The organism is Oxalobacteraceae bacterium OTU3CAMAD1 (assembly GCA_024123915.1).
Classification (GTDB): Bacteria; Pseudomonadota; Gammaproteobacteria; order Burkholderiales; family Burkholderiaceae_D; genus Rugamonas.
This window is the reverse complement of record CP099650.1, coordinates 195250-211478: the sequence shown is the minus strand read 5'-3', so window position 1 is coordinate 211478 and position 16229 is coordinate 195250. Positions and strand designations below refer to the sequence as shown.

Genomic DNA, 16229 nt, shown 5'->3' with positions numbered 1-16229 from the left:
ATAAAATTGAAATACAATAAGTAATACTAATGCTCTTTTGCTCCAAAGTAAAATTAGAAAACCAATCGGAACACATCATGAAGACTATCAAGACAGAAGTTGCGGTGATCGGCGCCGGCACCGCCGGCATGACGGCCTATCGCGCGGCGACCGCCGGCGGCAAGAAAGCCGTGTTGATCGAGAGCGGTCCCTATGGCACCACCTGCGCCCGGGTCGGCTGCATGCCCAGCAAGCTGCTGATCGCGGCGGCCGAGGCCGCGCACGCGGCAAAGGCGGCGCCGGCTTTTGGCGTCCATCCGGGGCCGGTGCGCATCGACGGCAAGGCCGTGATGGCGCGCGTGCGTGCCGAGCGCGACCGCTTTGTCGGCTTCGTCGTCGAGGCGGTCGACGGCTATCCGGCCGCCGACAAGCTGCACGGCCACGCCCGCTTCATCAGCGACAACAAGCTGCAGGTCGGCGACGATACCGTGGTCGAGGCCGAGCGCTTCGTCATCGCCACCGGCTCGACTCCCATCGTGCCGGAGGAGTGGGCCGCCGCCGGTCCGCGCGTCATCAACAGCGACGCCGTGTTCTATTGGGATGATTTGCCGGAATCGATCGCCATCGCCGGCACCGGCATCATCGGGCTGGAGCTGGGGCAGGCGCTGCACCGGCTGGGCGTGCGCGTGACCATTTTCGCGCGCGGCGAGAGCATCGCCCAGTTGAGCGACCCGGACGTGCTGGCGGTGGCGCGCCGCGCCATGAGCGTCGAGCTCGATATCCGTTATGAAACCAAGGTGACCAAGGTTGAGCTCGACGGCGAGCAACTGGTCGTCACCAGCACCAAGCTGGACGGCGAGCAGCGCACCGAGCGCTTCAGCCACCTGCTCTCGGCGGTGGGCCGGCGCCCGAACGTGCACGAGCTCGGACTGGAACACACCGGCCTCAAGCGCGACCACCACGGCATTCCGGTGTACGACAAATACACCATGCAGTGCCAGGAAAGCCCCATCTTCATCGCCGGCGACGCCGACAACGAACGGCCGCAATTGCCGGAGGCTGCCGACCAGGGCCGCATCGCCGGCGACAACGCCGCGCGCTATCCGGACGTCAAGCCGGGCCTGCGCCGCACGCCGCTGACGATCGCCTTCACCGAGCCGCAGATCGCCACGGCCGGCGCCAGCCACGCGGAATTGTGCGCCTCGCACACGGGCCGCTTCGCGGTCGGCAAGGTGTCGTTCGAGAACCAGGGCCGCAGCCGCGTGATGTTGCAGAACAAGGGGATGCTGCGCGTCTACGGCGAGTTCCGCAGCGGCCGCTTCCTCGGCGCCGAGATGATCGGGCCGCGCGCCGAGCACATCGGCCATCTGCTGTCATGGGCCGCCCAGGCAGGGCTGAGCGTGGCCGCCATGCTGGACATGCCGTTTTACCATCCGGTGGTGGAGGAGGGCGTGCGCACCGCGTTGCGCGACCTGGCGCACCAGCTGGCGAACGAGCCCAAGCACGACGATCCGTGCGTCGATTGCACCCCCGCGCCATGATTCTGGATTGTCACACAACGATACAAAAAAAGTCACACATTTCCATCCGGAAGCTTTATGCTGCTAGATCGATAGTTCCGGTAGTGGTTTGATGAAGATACGAAAGGTCACGGCGGCGGATTTAAAGTTGGGAATGCTGATTCCGTGGAATGTATATAGCGATACCGGCGCGTTGCTGGTGCGCAAGGGACACATGATCGCCAGCGCCAATCAGATCGCTTATCTGGTCGAGCGCGGCAGTTTCGAAGACTATAGCGACCACGGCCCGGAATCGGCCGGGCCAGCGTCCGTGCTGCGCAAGCTCAACGGCGCGTGCCTGGAACTGCAAGGGCTGCAGCAGGCCATCGCCGGGGGCGCGGCGCCGCCCGGCCTGCGCCGAAAGCTCGAAGAGATCGCGACCCTGGTGGGCGACGCGATCTCGCTGAATGTCGATATCGCCACCGCCAGCATCCTGCACAACCAGCGGCAGGCGCCTTATCCGGTGCGCCACTGCGTCGACACCGCCATCGTCGCCCAGGTGCTCGCCCGCGCCCGCGAGCGCTCGCCGGACGACATCATGGCCGTGACCCTGGCCGCGCTGACGATGAATCTGGGCTTGCTGGAGGATCAGCAGCGCTGGCATGACGGCGCCGCCGCCTTCGATGCGGCCGAGCGCGAGCGCATGATGGCCCATCCCGAGCTGAGCGCGCGCTTGCTGGCCGATGTGGGCATCACCGACCCGACCTGGGTCGACTGCGTGCTGCACCACCATGAAAACGAGGACGGCACCGGTTATCCGTTCGGCAAGGCCGGGGCGCAGATTCCGCCGCTGGCCAAGCTGGTGATCCTGGCCGACCGCTACTGCGCGCGCGTATCGGAGCGCGGCTATCGTCCGGCGATGTCGGCCAACGCGGCACTGCGCGATATCCTGCTGGAAGCCAGAACCACCCTGCACACCAACCTGGCGTCGCTGCTGATACGCGAGCTGGGCATCTATCCCATCGGCAGTTATGTACGGTTGATCAACGGCGAGGTGGCGGTGGTGTCGCGCCGGGGGCTGCAATCGACGACACCGCATGTGGAGTCGGTGCTCGGCCCGCGCGGCGCGCCGCTGGAGGTGTTTCTGGAGCGTGACACGCGCGTGCCGCTGCACGCGATCCGCGAGGTGCTGACCAATGCCCAGGTGGCCGCGCTGAACGCGCCGCCGCTGCGCATGGAACAGGTGTGGGGCCGCGCGGCGGCGCTGTGATGCTTGATTGAGCACAGCAGTAACCCGCAAGGCCAAGCGGGTCGGACCCCCGGGGTCCGACCCCTGTACGCCGCAGTGCGGGGTGAAAGCCGGCCGCCTAGTTTAAGGTGGCGCCGAGCCGTCCCTGCGAGGCCAGGTCGCGCAGCACGCGGATCATGTCGATGTCGGACTCTTGATAGGCCGATTTGCGGAACTCGTCGTACATGGCGTTGGCGGCGTCGGTGGCGGCGTCGTGGTCGTCCTGGTACTGGAAGCGCACGTACAAGGTGTCGGCGGTCGGGGTCTCGATAGTCACCGTCAGGCTCTGGCGGCTGATGTCCTGCTGCGGCGCCACTTCGTAGCGCAGCTGGCGCATCGGTTCGAGCACCACATGGTCCTCGACCACCAGCTCGCCGAAGCGGCGGCGGCGGCGGAAGCCGTTCTCGGTGCGCTCGTCGACGACGCAATCGTCCAGGTGCGGTACGAACAACTTCGGCGATTCTGCGCTCAGCACCAGGCCGGCCCACAGCTGTTCGACGGTCAGGGCGTCGATCAAAGGATTCAGCGGATCGTTAATCTCAATTAAATGTTCGAATTTCATAGTTCTACCGTGTAAAAGCGGGCGCGTTTGCGCTCCAGGCCAACATGGTAACGCAAATGTCATGAAGGCCCCGCGCCGGGCGGCCCGCTGCCGCCCCGACCGTGCACGGCGCTGCTACAATGGCTGGCTATTTCCTCGTCAGATCGTCCCCCGATGTCCAAAGCACCACAATTCGGCCTCAACGTCCCGCAAAGCGAAGCCGTGACCTATCTGGACGGCCCGTGCCTGGTGCTGGCCGGCGCCGGCTCGGGCAAGACGCGCGTGATCACGCAAAAGATCGCCCACCTGATCGAGGACCGGGGCTACGACCCGCGCACCATCGCCGCGCTGACCTTCACCAACAAGGCGGCGCTGGAGATGCAGGAGCGTATCGCCAAGCTGCTCAAGCAGCCCAAGCAGGCCAAGCAGCTGACGGTATCGACCTTCCACTCGCTGGGCGTCAAGATCCTGCGCCAGGAGGCCAACGGCGTCGGGCTCAAGGACCGCTTTTCCATCATGGACAGCGACGACTGCGGCTCGCTGATCCAGGATCTGGCCATCACCACCGACAAGCAGGTGGTGCGCCGCATCCAGACCGACATCTCGCTGTGGAAAAACGGCCTGGTCGACCCGATGATCGCGCTGCAGCAGGCCAAGGACGAGGACGAGGCGCAGTCGGCGCGCATCTACGCCAGCTACGTGGCGACCCTGTCCGCCTACCAGGCGGTCGACTTCGACGATTTGATCCGTTTGCCGGTGGAACTGTTCCGCAGCAACGAGCCGGTGCGCGACAAGTGGCAGCGCCGCCTGCGCTACCTGCTGATGGACGAGTACCAGGACACCAACACCTGCCAGTACGAGCTGGTCAAGCTGATGGTGACCGGCGTCGGCAAAAAGCCGATGTTCACCGCCGTGGGCGACGACGACCAGGCCATCTACGCCTGGCGCGGCGCCTCGGTGGAAAACCTGAAGACCCTGCAGACCGACTTCCCCGACCTGCAGGTGATCAAGCTGGAGCAGAACTACCGCTCGACCACGCGCATCCTGCAGGCGGCCAACGCGGTGATCGGCAACAATCCCAAGCTGTTCGAAAAGTCGCTGTGGTCCGAACACGGCTTGGGCGAGCCGATCAACGTGCTCGGCATGGCCAACGACGACCAGGAGGCCGAGCAGGTGGCCATCATGATCTCGGCCGACCATTTCCAGCGCAAGAACAAGTGGTCCGACTACGCCATTCTGTACCGGGGCAACCACCAGGCGCGCATCATCGAGCAGAGCCTGCGCAAGGAACGCATTCCGTACACGATTTCCGGCGGCCAAAGCTTCTTCGACAAGGCCGAGATCAAGGACATCATCAGCTACCTGCGCCTGCTGGCCAACACCGACGACGATCCGGCCTTCATCCGCGCCGTGACCACGCCCCGGCGCGGGGTCGGCCAGTCGACCATGGAAACGCTTGGCACCTTCTCGGGCCAGTGGCAGTGCTCGCTGTTCGAGGCCGTGTTCAAAGGCGGCATCGAAGCCCTGCTCAACGATCGCCAACTGGGCCCGCTGCGCGACTTCTGCAATTTCATCAACAATCTCGAGTCGCGCGCCAGCCGTCCCGGTCCGAGCGGCAGCGGCGACAACGCCGCCCAGGTGCTGGACGACCTGCTGGAGGCGATCAATTACGAGTCTTATCTGTACGATATGTTCGACGAGCGCGCCGCCCAGGGCAAGTGGCAGAACGTGCTGGAATTCACCAACTGGCTCAAGGAGCGCGGCCGTGGCGGCAAGGACCGCGACAGCGACGAGAAGAACGTGCTCGAGCTGACCCAGATGGTGGCGCTGATGTCCATGCTCGAGGGCCAGGACGAGGACCCCGACGCGGTGCGCATGTCGACCCTGCACGCGTCCAAGGGGCTGGAGTATCCGCACGTGTTCCTGGTCGGCGTGGAGGAGGGCATCCTGCCGCACAAGGGCGACCCGGACGCGCCGGCCGAGACCATCGCCGCCCGCGTGCAGGAGGAGCGGCGCCTGATGTACGTGGGCATCACGCGCGCCCAGCGCACCCTGCAGATCACGTGGTGCAAAAAGCGCAAGCGCGGCGGCGAGCAAGTGCATTGCGACCCGTCGCGCTTCATCAAGGAAATGGAGCTCGACGTCGGCACCGCCGCGCCGGTCGAGTCCGAAATCATCACGCCCAAGGAGCGACTGGCAAGGATGAAGGAACTTTTAACCACACCCAAGCCGGAAGTGAAGTCCTGAGTCGGCGATAAGCGCGCGTTGTTCCGGGGCAATGTGCTAGCATCGATTTGCCGACCGCTTTGGTCCAAATGCTTCCGGAGGTGACATCTTGCGTACCCGACTTATCGCTGCTTTGCTGCTCTCCTGCGCGCTCTTGCCCGCAGCCCAGGCCGAGGAATTCGCCACCAAGCCGGAGGCCGAGGCCATGGTGGCCAAGGGCTTGAAATACTGGAAGGCCAACGGCAACGAGAAAACCTACGCCGAGATCGGCAAGAAAGATGGCCAGTTCGTCGATCGCGACCTGTATCTGGTGATTTACGGCCTCGACGGCACGGTGCGCACGCACGGCGCCAATCCCAAGATGATCGGCAAGAACTTGATGGAGATCCGCGACGTTGACGGCAAGTTCTTCATCAAGGAGCGCATCGAGCTGGCCAAGAAGAAAAAGCCGTTCTGGCAGGATTACAAGTTCACCAACCCGACCAACGGCAAGATCGAACCGAAGAGCATGTACTGCGTGCCGGAAGAAGATATGGTGATGTGCGGGGGCGTCTATCTGAAATAAGCGCCGGGGCGGTTAGAATGCATGCTTTCCAGCAGGGAGCATGCCGTGGGCAACACCGAAGACCGCTTCATCGATATTGAAATCAAACTGGCGCACCAGGAGCACATCGTCGAGTCGCTGAACCAGCGCGTCTACGAGCAGCAACAGCAGATCGACAAGCTCGAGCAGATGTGCGCCGCGCTGGTCCAGCATGTGCGCGACCAGGCGCAGGGCAACAGCGGCGGCGCGCTCGCGCACGAGCCGCCGCCGCACTATTAATTGCTGAATACTGAGTTTTAAACCAGCACCGCGCGCAACGCCTCGACGGCGATCGCGTGGTCTTCCGCCTGGCGCAGGCCCGACACCGTCACCGTGCCGATCATGCCGACGTTCCTGATCGTGATCGGGAACGCGCCGCCGTGGGCCGCGTAGTCGGCCGGATCGAGATACTTGATCTCGTCGAACGCCACGCCCCGGTGTTTATGGTCGATGCCGATGAAGAACGAGCAGCGGCCGAAGCGCTCCACCACATTGTTCTTGCGGCGTATCCAGTCGGCCTGGTCGGCCGAGGCGCCCTGCATCGCGTGATGGAACAGCACCTTGCCGTTGACGGTGATGTTGATCGTCACGCTCTTTTGCCTGTCTTTGGCCAGCTCGACCACCTTCAAGCCCAGCGCCAGCGCGGTATCGCTGCCGAAGGCTGTAAATTGCAATTCCTTTTCCTGCTGCGTCAGCGTGTCGAGCAACTCCGGGAAATTTTCCATCGATAATCCTTTAGTGGGTACTTAGTCGGTAAGCGTAGCAGACCGCAGTGTAGCCGAGCTCGGCGCTTTGTTCCCATCTGCAAGACGCAACACCGATATTTAGTTGTGTCAATGCCTATAAAGTTGTCTGATGGAACAGATGGTTGTGCGTTATACTATCGGCCCGCGTGCCGCGCCCCGCCACGCCCTCCCGTGGTTTTTCATGCAAATCGACGTTTCCACCCTGCTCATCGCCATGACGCTCAACATGTTGACGATGGCGGTAGCGTTGCCGTACTTCATGGGCCATGTCAACCGGCCCGCGCGGCGGGCGCAGGTCGGCATCGTCCTGCAAACGGCCGGCTGGGTGCTGTTGTTGCTGTCGAGCATGTGCGAGCCCGGTGCCTGGCTCGACCGCCTGCTGTCGACCTTGTCGATGGGCTGCATCGCCGGCGGCATGGCGTTCAACGCGGTCGCCTTCGATTTGTGGTGCGGCCGCCAGGCCACCGCGCGCGCGCCAGCCATCATCGCCGTGCTGCTGACGCTCGGCTACGGCGCAGGCTTTTCGAGTTACGCCTTCCGCGTCGGCTGGGCCAATGGTTTGCTGACCCTGCAGATGGCGATGGTGGTCATGGCGCTGTGCCGACGGCCGCAGGCGCCGGTCGGCCGCTGGCGCTGGTTGCTGGTGATCTCGCTGCTGGCGCAAATGGTGGTGACCGCCTGGCGCGGCGCGCTGGGCGCCTTCTACACGGTCGACTTTCCCCATTTCTTCGCGCCGCACGCGGTCAACCTGGTGTTCGCGCTGGTGGCCAACATCACGGTGGTGCTGTCGCTGGCGGCCATCCTGCTGGCCCACCGCGACGAGGCCGCGCGCGAGCTCGAGCGGCTCGCCACGGTCGACGGCCTGACCGGCGCCCTCAACCGCCGCGCCTGGCTGGCGCAGGCCGGCGTCGACCTGGCGATCAGCGTGCGCTACCGGCAGCCGATGGGTGTGCTGATGCTCGACCTCGACCACTTCAAGCAACTGAACGACACGCGCGGCCATGCCGCCGGCGACCGCGCGCTGCAGCGCTTCGCGGCGGCGCTGCGGGCGGTCAGCCGCACCGGCGACGTCTTTTGCCGCTACGGCGGCGAGGAATTCTGCGTGCTGCTCAACCGTGCTGACATCGCCGCCGTCCAGGCCTACGACCGCCGCCTGCGCGACTGGCTAACCGATTATGTGTTGCCGACCTTGGATTTCGAACTGTCGTACAGCGCCGGCATCGCCATGCGCCTGTCGGATGCGGACAGCATCGAGGCCATGCTGCGCCGCGCCGACGCCGGGCTGTACCTGGCAAAGGCGCAGGGCCGGGCCGTCACGCTGGGCGGGTAGTCGGGCCAGGCTGCAGCAGCTGCGCCACGATAGTTAAAAAAAAATGCGGGCCGATGTCGAATCGGCCGCTTGGCGTTCGTCGTATCATCTGAGGGCTGTCCTCTACTTCTTTCAGGAGAATCGATTATGACCACCAATACCGTGCAACTGCATCGCGTCCTCAAGTCCACGCCGGACCGGGTTTACCGCGCTTTCCTGACCCCGGACGCCATGGCCAAATGGCTGCCGCCGTTTGGCTTTATCGGCAAGGTCCACCAGATGGATGCCAAGGTCGGCGGCACCTACAGCATGTCATTCACCAACTTCACCACCGGCGACAGCCACTCGTTCGGCGGCGAATACCTGGAACTGGTGCCAAACGAGTTGCTGCGCTACACGGCCAAGTTCGACGATCCCAACCTGCCGGGCCAGATGCAGACGACCGTGACCTTGCGGGAGGTGTTCTGCGGCGTGGAGATCAAGGTCGTGCAGGAAGGCATACCGGCGGTGATCCCGGCCGAGGCATGCTATCTGGGTTGGCAGGAGTCGCTGGTGCTGCTGGCGCAACTCGTCGAGCCGGAGATTCGCCAGTAGTTTTCAAAGGGTGAGGTATGCACGCGGTGGCGCAATGATCGACGCTCAAGGCGGCGGCAGCAGGCCATAGACCTTGACGATCAAGCCCGCCGTGCCAAGGGCGGTGGTCAGGCAGATGCTCAACAGAATGCGGAAGTCCGTGGTGCGAATCTTCATCAATTGCTCGTGCACGCGAACGAACTCGGCGTCGGTACGGACGAAGCCGGCATCGGTACGGACAAAGCCGGCCCGCATTTCGTCGCGCAGTCCTGATGTGGCCTGGCCTTGGTAGTCAATCGCCGTCTCCAGATGGGCGACTCGCTCGGCGATGTAAGGCTGGCCCTGCTGGGACTGGTGATTGCTGTTCATGATGGGCTCCTCCGCAGTGATCACTACTTTACGCCCTTGCGCATGGGCGGGATAGAGCGCACGATTGACGCAGCTCCGAACGCCACAGCCGGCCGTGCGGTCGGTTTCGCCCGGTGCTATGATTAAATGACTATCCAGATAGTCATGAGGTTCCCATGTACACATTTTCTTTGGCTGAAGCGAAAGCCCAGCTTAGCAAGCTGGTCGAGTTAGTGGAAAGTGGTGAGCAGGTGACGATCACCAAGCGTGGAAAAGCGGTCGTCAAGATCGTTAAAAGCGAACAGCCCCGCCAGCAAGTTCCGAGCTTGGCCGAACATCGGGCCGGCATTCGTTATCGAGGTGAGCCCGCCGCCGAATTCATTCGCAAAATGCGCGATTCGGATCGTTTCTGATGCGCTATGTCGACACCAGTGTCTTGATCGCTTTCCTGGTCCCAGAATCCGGCAGCCAACTTGCCGAGCGCTTGATGACTAGTCCCGGTGATGCCCTCGCCTACAGTAGCTGGACCGAGGTGGAGTTACTGTCGGCATTCGGCATACAGGTTCGGCGCAAGCTAATAACAAAGCGTGCAGCAAAGAAGGCAGTTGATGCATTCGCGAACGTCGTTGCGCCCGCGTTAGTCAGGCTTGCGGTCGATGACAACGACCATCGTATGGCGTCACATATGTTGGATGGATGGCAGACAAGCGTTCGCGCGGGCGACGCACTGCATTTGGCCTTGGTCCAGGAATACCAAGCCGAACTGTGGACCTTTGATCGCATCATGGCAAAGGCAGCGTCGCATTTCGGACTTCGATGCCAGCTCATGCGAGCCTAACCGATGGGGGAGGACAGGACGCCACCAGGCTGTCTGCCATCCTGTAAAATCAGCCCACAAAAAACACCGGGGAATCACATGGGCAAAGGCAGGCTTGAGGCGTTCAGCGATGGCGTCATCGCGATCATCATCACCATCATGGTGCTGGAACTAAAGGTGCCGCATGGTGCCGATCTGGCGGCGCTGGAGCCGTTGGTGCCGGTGTTTTTCAGCTATGTGCTCAGTTTCGTCTACGTCGGCATTTATTGGAACAACCACCACCACATGCTGCACGCCTCGACCGTGGTCAACGGCAATGTGCTGTGGGCCAACCTGCATCTGATGTTCTGGCTGTCGTTGATCCCGTTCGCCACCGGCTGGATGGGGGAGAACCATTTCGCGCCGCTGCCCGTCGCGCTTTACGCCGCCACGTTGTTCCTGGCTTCGGTGGCCTATTTCATCCTTGAGCACATGCTGATCTCCTGCAATCCGAAGGACCGCGTGCTGGCCAAGGCCATCGGCAAGGACCGCAAAGGCATGGCGTCGATGGTGCTGTATTTCCTTGCAGTGCCGCTGGCATTCGTCGCGGTGTGGGCATCGTTCACGTTGCTCGTGCTGGTGGCGATACTGTGGTTCCTGCCCGACCGCCGCATCGAGGCGGCGATGCGCTCGTAAGTTTCTCACGCGCCTACGGCGCGCAGCCGTTGGCGATGCGCGTCCACAGCGTGCGGCTGTTGGTCTGCATGCGCGGACCGCCTTGCCCCATCGCCTGCAGCGCCTGCGCGATGGCGGCTTTCTCTTCGGGCGAGGTGGCTTGTGCTTGTTCCTTGAGCATCGCGGCCCTGGTTTCGTCCAGTTGCGCCTGCATAGCCGCCTGCTGTTGCGGCAACTCCTTCAACATCTTCTTGGCCTGCGCCCGTTCTTCCGGCGTGGCGGCGTTCTTCGCCGCGATCTCCAGCATCGGGCGCATGGCGTTCATGTCGGGCGCCCCACTGTGCACCTTAACGTCGCCCTCGTGCAGGTATTCCCAGGTGTCCTTGCCCAGCTTGCGGATGGTGAGTTTGATCTTGCCGATCGAGCACTGCGACTCGAGCACGATGGTGTCGTCGGTGGCGCTTTCCGATAGGTTCTTGCAGGCCGCCGCCGCCATCTCGGGCGGGAGCGCCACCGGCTTGCCCGCGCTGGACTTGACGCAGAAGGTGTTCGGCCCCTTGCCCTTGAATTGACGGTCGTAGCTCTGTCCGCCCTGGGTACTGCGGGTGCTGACGTCACCGGTGGCGCCATCCTCCTTTTGCCGGAAGCTGGCGTCCACATCGGGCATACGCATGGTGCCGTCCTGGTCGAGACGGTACAGGCCTGGCGGCGGCGCCACCTTCTTGTAAGCCGCCAGGGAGACGGCGGCGTCGGCGGCGCGCGGAACGGCGGTGGCACCGGCGGCAAGCATGGCGGCAACAAGCAGGATACGCGGCATGGGAACTGGCTCCAGAATGAATGTCGTAATACTAATATAAACAATAACAATTCAAACAATTGTTTGCCGCGAGAGGGTCGAAGAAGGCTCGCCTTTTCTACGGCCGATATTGCTACTTGACGTCCATCCACGATAAAAAACCCGCCTCAACAAAGCATTCTTCGGAAAATGGCGCCGCTTTCCAATCAAGTGCAGTGCACCATTTTTTGCGAGTGACTGTCTGTATATCACCCTGATATGATCTTGCGCTTCCGTGCCGCGCTTCGCCGCGCCGGCATTTTTCTTGGCGCTTATTGAAAGATCCAGATCATGTCCCGTCCTCAGATGCTTGTTGTCGCCGTCGCCCTTGGCCTGGCTTTTTCCCAGACAGTTCTGGCCGCTCCGGCCGCCTCCCTGGCCGGCAACCCGTTGGCCACCGCCAGCACCTTGCCGTTCCACTATCCGGCCTTCGACAAGATCAAGGATGAGCATTTCCTGCCCGCCTACGCGGAAGGCATGCGCCTGCAACTGAAGGAAATCGATGCCATCGCCAACAACAAGAAAGCGGCCACGTTCGACAACACCATCGTGGCGATGGAGAAATCCGGCGCGCTGCTGACGCGCGTGCAAACCACCTTCGCCAACCTGCAAGGTGCCAATACCAACGACAAGCTCGACGCCATCGACAGCGAAATGTCGCCCAAGCTGGCCGCCCATGGCGACGCCATCTATCTGAACGCCAAGCTGTACGCGCGCGTCAAGGCGCTGTATGACAAGCGCGACAACCTGAAACTGGACGCCGAATCGAAGCACCTGCTGGAACGCTATCACACCGATTTCGTCCGCGCCGGCGCCAACCTGTCGGCCGCCGACAAGGAAAAACTGAAGGCGCTCAACGGCGTCATCGCCACCCTGCAGACCACCTTCACGCAAAACGTGCTGAAGGAAACCAACGCGTCGGCGCTGCTGGTCGATACCCGCGAGGAACTGGCCGGCATGAGCGACGCCGAGATCGACGCGGCCGCCGCGGCCGCCAAGGCCAAAGGCAAGGATGGCAAGTTCCTGATCGCGCTGGTCAACACAAGCGGCCAGCCGCCGCTGGCCGTGCTCAAGAGCCGCGCCGTGCGCGACAAGCTGATGGCCGTGTCGCTGTCGCGCGGCGCCAATGGCGGCGAGTTCGACAACCGCCAGGTGGTGCTGAAGATCGCCAAGGCGCGCGCCGAGAAGGCCACCCTGCTGGGCTACGCCAACTACGCCGCCTACTCGCTGGAAGACCAGACCGCGCACGATACGGCCGCCGTCAACAAGCTGCTGGGCGAACTGGCCCCGCCGGCCGTCACCAACGCCAGGAAGGAAGCGGCCGACCTGCAAGCCGTGGTCGACGCCGAGAAGGGTGCCTTCAAGATCGGCGCGGCCGACTGGGCCTACTACACCGACAAGGTGCGCGCGCAACGCTTCGCCTTCGACGAGAACCAGCTGAAGCCTTACTTCGAACTGGATAACGTGCTGATCAACGGCGTCTTCTTCGCCGCCACCAAGCTGTACGGCATCACCTTCAAGGAGCGCAAGGATCTGCCGGTGTACAACCCGGACGTGCGCGTGTTCGACGTGTTCGACGCCGACGGCAAGCAGCTGGCCATCTTCCTGGCCGACATGTACGCCCGTGGCAACAAGCAGGGCGGCGCGTGGATGAACGAGTACATCTCGCAATCGTCGCTGCTGGGCACCAAATCGGTGGTGGCCAACCACCTCAACATTCCTAAGCCGCCGGCCGGCGAGCCGACCCTGCTGACCTACGACGAGGTCAAGACCGCGTTCCACGAGTTCGGCCACGCGCTGCACGGCATGTTCTCGAACGTGAAGTATCCGCGTTTCTCCGGCACCAGCGTGCCGCGCGACTTCGTCGAGTATCCGTCGCAAGTGAACGAGATGTGGGCCGTATGGCCGGAAGTGCTGGCCAACTACGCCAAGCACTACAAGACCGGCGCGCCGATGCCGAAGGAATTGCTGGACAAGGTGGTCGCATCGAAAAAGTTCAACCAGGGTTTCATGACCACCGAGTACCTGGCCGCGTCGCTGCTGGACCAGCGCTGGCACCAGCTGACCCCGGCGCAGATCCCGACCGACGTGCTGGGCTTCGAGGCGCAGTCGCTGAAGGACATGGGCGTCGATTTCGCGCCGGTGCCGCCGCGCTACCGCACCACGTATTTCTCGCATAGCTTCTCGGGCGGGTATTCGGCCGGCTACTACGCCTACCTGTGGTCGGAGAAGCTGGACGCCGACACCGTCGAATGGTTCAAGGAGAAGGGCGGCCTGAAACGCGAGAACGGCGACTGGTTCCGCGCCAAGCTGCTGTCGCGCGGCGGCACGGACGATGCGATGAATCTGTTCCACAATTTCCGTGGCCGCGATCCTGTCATCGAGCCGCTGCTGGAGCGCCGTGGCCTGACCGGCAAGTAATAGAGAAAGCCAAACCCGCACCCCGTACGAGGGGTCGTACCCCAAGGGGTACGACCCCGCGACTGAGCGCCGTGCGGGGTTACAACCACTTATACACCAAGGGATAACATGAATCGCACCAACCTGATCATTGCCGCCGGCGTCGCCGCGATCTGTAGCGTTGCCCACGCCGCCCAACCCGCCTCGCTGCTGGCGGCGAGCAACCCGTTCGCCAAGGTGAGCCCGCTGCAATACGGCTACCCGCAGTTCGACAAGATCAAGGACGACGACTACGCGCCGGCGTTCACCGAAGGCATGCGCCAGCAGGCCGCCGAGATCGAAGCCATCGCCAACAACAAGAAGCCGGCCACCTTCGACAACACCATCGTCGCGATGGAAAAATCGGGCCAGCTGCTGTCGCGCGTCTCCAGCGTGTTCGGCAACCTGTCCGGCGCCAACACCAACGACACCTTCAAGGCGCTCGAGCGCGAGCTGTCGCCGAAACTGGCCGCCCACAGCGACGCGATCCGCCTCAACGGCAAGCTGTATGCCCGCATCAAGTCGCTGTACGACAAGCGCGACAAGCTGAACCTCGACGCCGAGTCGAAATACCTGCTGGAACGCTACAACACCGACTTCGTGCGTGCCGGCGCCAAGCTGTCGGCCGCCGACAAGGACAAGCTCAAGGCCATGAACGCCGAGCTGGCCAAGCTGCAAACCACCTTCGCGCAAAACGTGCTGGAGGAAGCCAACGCCTCGGCGCTGATCGTCGACACCCGCGAGGAACTGGCCGGCATGACCGACAAGGCGATCGACGCCGCCGCCATCGTCGCCAACAAACGCGGCCTGGAAGGCAAATTCGCCATCCCGGTCGTCAATACCTCCGGCCAGGCCAACCTGGCCGTGCTGACCAACCGCGCCACGCGCGAGCGCCTGATGGCCGCGTCGCTGACGCGCGGCAGCCACGGCGGCAAGTTCGACAACACGCAAGTGGTGCTGCAACTGGCCAAGCTGCGCGCCGACAAGGCCGCGTTGCTGGGCTATCCAAGCTTCGCCGCGTACGCGCTGGAAGACCAGACCGCGCACGATCCGGAAGCGGTCAACAAGATGCTGTCCGAGTTCGCCCGTCCGGCCGTCGCCAACGCCAAGAAAGAGGGCGCCGAGATCCAGCAGGTGATCGACAAGGAGAAGGGTGCGAATGGTAATAGTTTCCAGCTGGCCGCCCACGACTGGTCGTTCTACAGCGACAAGGTGCGCGCCGAGCGCTTCAACTTCGACCAGAACCAGCTCAAGCCGTACTTCGAGCTGAACAGCGTGCTGACAAACGGAGTGTTCTTCGCCGCCAACAAGGTCTACGGCCTGTCGTTCAAGGAGCGCAAGGACCTGCCGGTGTACAACCCGGACGTGCGCGTGTTCGACGTCATCGACGCCGACGGCAAGCAACTGGCCATCTTCATCGCCGACTTCTACGCCCGCAGCAACAAGCGCGGCGGCGCCTGGATGAATGCCTACGTGTCGCAATCGTCGCTGATGGGCACGCAGCCGGTGGTGGCCAACCACCTCAACATTCCTAAGCCGAACGACGGCGAGCCGACCTTGCTGACCTACGACGAACTGCGCACCTTGTTCCACGAGTTCGGCCACGCGCTGCACGGCATGTTCTCGAACGTCAAATACCCGCGCTTCGCCGGCACCCGTGTGCCCCGCGACTTCGTCGAATTCCCGTCGCAGGTCAACGAGATGTGGTCGACCCAGCCGGAAGTGCTGGCCAACTACGCCAAGCACTACCAGACCGGCGCCGCCATGCCGCAGGAGTTGCTCGACAAGGTGATCGCTTCGAAGAAATTCAACGAAGGTTTCCGCACCACCGAGTACCTGGCCGCGTCGATCCTGGACCAGAAATGGCACCAGCTGGGCGCGTCGCAAATCCCGACCGACGTGCTGGGCTTTGAAGCGGCATCGTTGAAGGCCGCCGGCGTCGACTACGCGCCGGTGCCGCCGCGCTACCGCACCACGTACTTCTCGCACGTGTTCTCGGGCGGCTATTCGGCCGGTTACTACGGCTACTTGTGGTCCGAGCGCCTGGACGCCGACACCGTCGAATGGTTCAACGAAAACGGCGGCATGCTGCGCAAGAACGGCGATTACTTCCGCAAGATGCTGCTGTCAAAGGGCGGCACGATGGACGCGATGCAAATGTTCCGCGAATTCCGCGGCCGCGACGCCAAGATCGAGCCGCTGCTGGAACGTCGGGGTTTGACCGAGAAGTAATCTCTCGTAAACCCGCACCCCCATGCGGGGTCGGACCCTTCTGGGTCCGACCCCTAAGCGATAACGCATGCATGGCGCCAAACGCATACGGGTTTGATTCGTTCACCCGGAACCCGAGGCCGAACCCGATTTGTGTAGAATCGGCTTCGGCCCTTTCATT

16 protein-coding genes are annotated in these 16229 nt (G+C 63.1%); 12 read left to right on the top strand and 4 right to left on the bottom strand.

Annotated features, from left to right (window positions below):
• The first annotated feature begins 77 nt into the window (after positions 1-77).
• Both NHH88_00780 and NHH88_00775 read left to right on the top strand, forming a co-directional pair.
• Positions 78-1520: a dihydrolipoyl dehydrogenase gene (locus NHH88_00780; protein USX14364.1), complete on the top strand. Its 1443-nt coding sequence runs from the start codon at positions 78-80 to the stop codon at positions 1518-1520.
• Between the two features lie 91 nt (positions 1521-1611).
• Positions 1612-2748 carry an HD domain-containing protein gene (locus tag NHH88_00775; protein USX14363.1) on the top strand — a complete coding sequence of 379 codons (1137 nt, stop codon included), beginning with the start codon at positions 1612-1614 and terminating at the stop codon, positions 2746-2748.
• A 97-nt stretch (positions 2749-2845) separates the two neighbouring features.
• Here NHH88_00775 and NHH88_00770 read toward each other — a convergent pair whose 3' ends face one another.
• On the bottom strand, positions 2846-3328 hold the full coding sequence (locus tag NHH88_00770; protein ID USX14362.1) for a DUF1857 family protein: 483 nt from the start codon (positions 3326-3328) through the stop codon (positions 2846-2848).
• A 153-nt stretch (positions 3329-3481) separates the two neighbouring features.
• On the opposite strand from NHH88_00770, the gene NHH88_00765 reads away from it, so the two are divergent.
• From NHH88_00765 to NHH88_00755, 3 genes are all read left to right on the top strand, one after another.
• Complete coding sequence (locus NHH88_00765; GenBank protein ID USX14361.1) at positions 3482-5554, top strand: UvrD-helicase domain-containing protein; 2073 nt, start codon at positions 3482-3484, stop codon at positions 5552-5554.
• 88 nt (positions 5555-5642) lie between these two features.
• A complete protein-coding gene (locus tag NHH88_00760) occupies positions 5643-6098 on the top strand; it encodes a cache domain-containing protein (GenBank protein ID USX14360.1) in 456 nt (151 codons plus the stop codon).
• A 45-nt stretch (positions 6099-6143) separates the two neighbouring features.
• On the top strand, positions 6144-6356 hold the full coding sequence (locus tag NHH88_00755) for a SlyX family protein (protein ID USX14359.1): 213 nt from the start codon (positions 6144-6146) through the stop codon (positions 6354-6356).
• A gap of 17 nt (positions 6357-6373) precedes the next feature.
• On the opposite strand, the gene NHH88_00750 is transcribed toward NHH88_00755, so the two are convergent.
• Positions 6374-6841, bottom strand: a complete 468-nt coding sequence (locus NHH88_00750; GenBank protein ID USX14358.1) for a heme-degrading domain-containing protein — start codon at positions 6839-6841, stop codon at positions 6374-6376.
• 202 nt (positions 6842-7043) lie between these two features.
• Between NHH88_00750 and NHH88_00745 the strand changes: the two genes are divergently transcribed.
• Together NHH88_00745 and NHH88_00740 are read left to right on the top strand one after the other, a co-directional pair.
• Entirely contained in the window at positions 7044-8192 is a 1149-nt protein-coding gene (locus NHH88_00745; protein USX14357.1) for a GGDEF domain-containing protein, read from the top strand.
• Positions 8193-8318: 126 nt separating this feature from the next.
• On the top strand, positions 8319-8765 hold the full coding sequence (locus NHH88_00740; GenBank protein USX14356.1) for an SRPBCC family protein: 447 nt from the start codon (positions 8319-8321) through the stop codon (positions 8763-8765).
• Positions 8766-8810: 45 nt separating this feature from the next.
• Here the strand turns inward: NHH88_00740 and NHH88_00735 are convergent, their stop codons facing one another.
• Positions 8811-9113: a hypothetical protein gene (locus NHH88_00735; protein USX14355.1), complete on the bottom strand. Its 303-nt coding sequence runs from the start codon at positions 9111-9113 to the stop codon at positions 8811-8813.
• Between the two features lie 155 nt (positions 9114-9268).
• On the opposite strand from NHH88_00735, the gene NHH88_00730 reads away from it, so the two are divergent.
• The 3 genes from NHH88_00730 (at position 9269) to NHH88_00720 (ending at position 10584) form a co-directional block, all read left to right on the top strand.
• A complete protein-coding gene (locus NHH88_00730; GenBank protein ID USX14354.1) occupies positions 9269-9505 on the top strand; it encodes a type II toxin-antitoxin system prevent-host-death family antitoxin in 237 nt (78 codons plus the stop codon).
• Positions 9505-9930: a type II toxin-antitoxin system VapC family toxin gene (locus NHH88_00725; GenBank protein USX14353.1), complete on the top strand. Its 426-nt coding sequence runs from the start codon at positions 9505-9507 to the stop codon at positions 9928-9930. The genes NHH88_00730 and NHH88_00725 overlap by 1 nt, the downstream gene beginning before the upstream one ends.
• A gap of 78 nt (positions 9931-10008) precedes the next feature.
• The gene (locus NHH88_00720; protein USX14352.1) at positions 10009-10584 is read left to right on the top strand and encodes a TMEM175 family protein; all 576 of its coding nucleotides are present in this window, start codon (positions 10009-10011) and stop codon (positions 10582-10584) included.
• 13 nt (positions 10585-10597) lie between these two features.
• On the opposite strand, the gene NHH88_00715 is transcribed toward NHH88_00720, so the two are convergent.
• Positions 10598-11380 (bottom strand): hypothetical protein, encoded by a 783-nt coding sequence (locus tag NHH88_00715; protein USX14351.1) that lies wholly within the window; start codon positions 11378-11380, stop codon positions 10598-10600.
• 309 nt (positions 11381-11689) lie between these two features.
• On the opposite strand from NHH88_00715, the gene NHH88_00710 reads away from it, so the two are divergent.
• A complete protein-coding gene (locus NHH88_00710; GenBank protein ID USX14350.1) occupies positions 11690-13819 on the top strand; it encodes a M3 family metallopeptidase in 2130 nt (709 codons plus the stop codon).
• A 108-nt stretch (positions 13820-13927) separates the two neighbouring features.
• Positions 13928-16069, top strand: a complete 2142-nt coding sequence (locus NHH88_00705; GenBank protein ID USX14349.1) for a M3 family metallopeptidase — start codon at positions 13928-13930, stop codon at positions 16067-16069.
• Positions 16070-16229 lie beyond the last annotated feature (160 nt).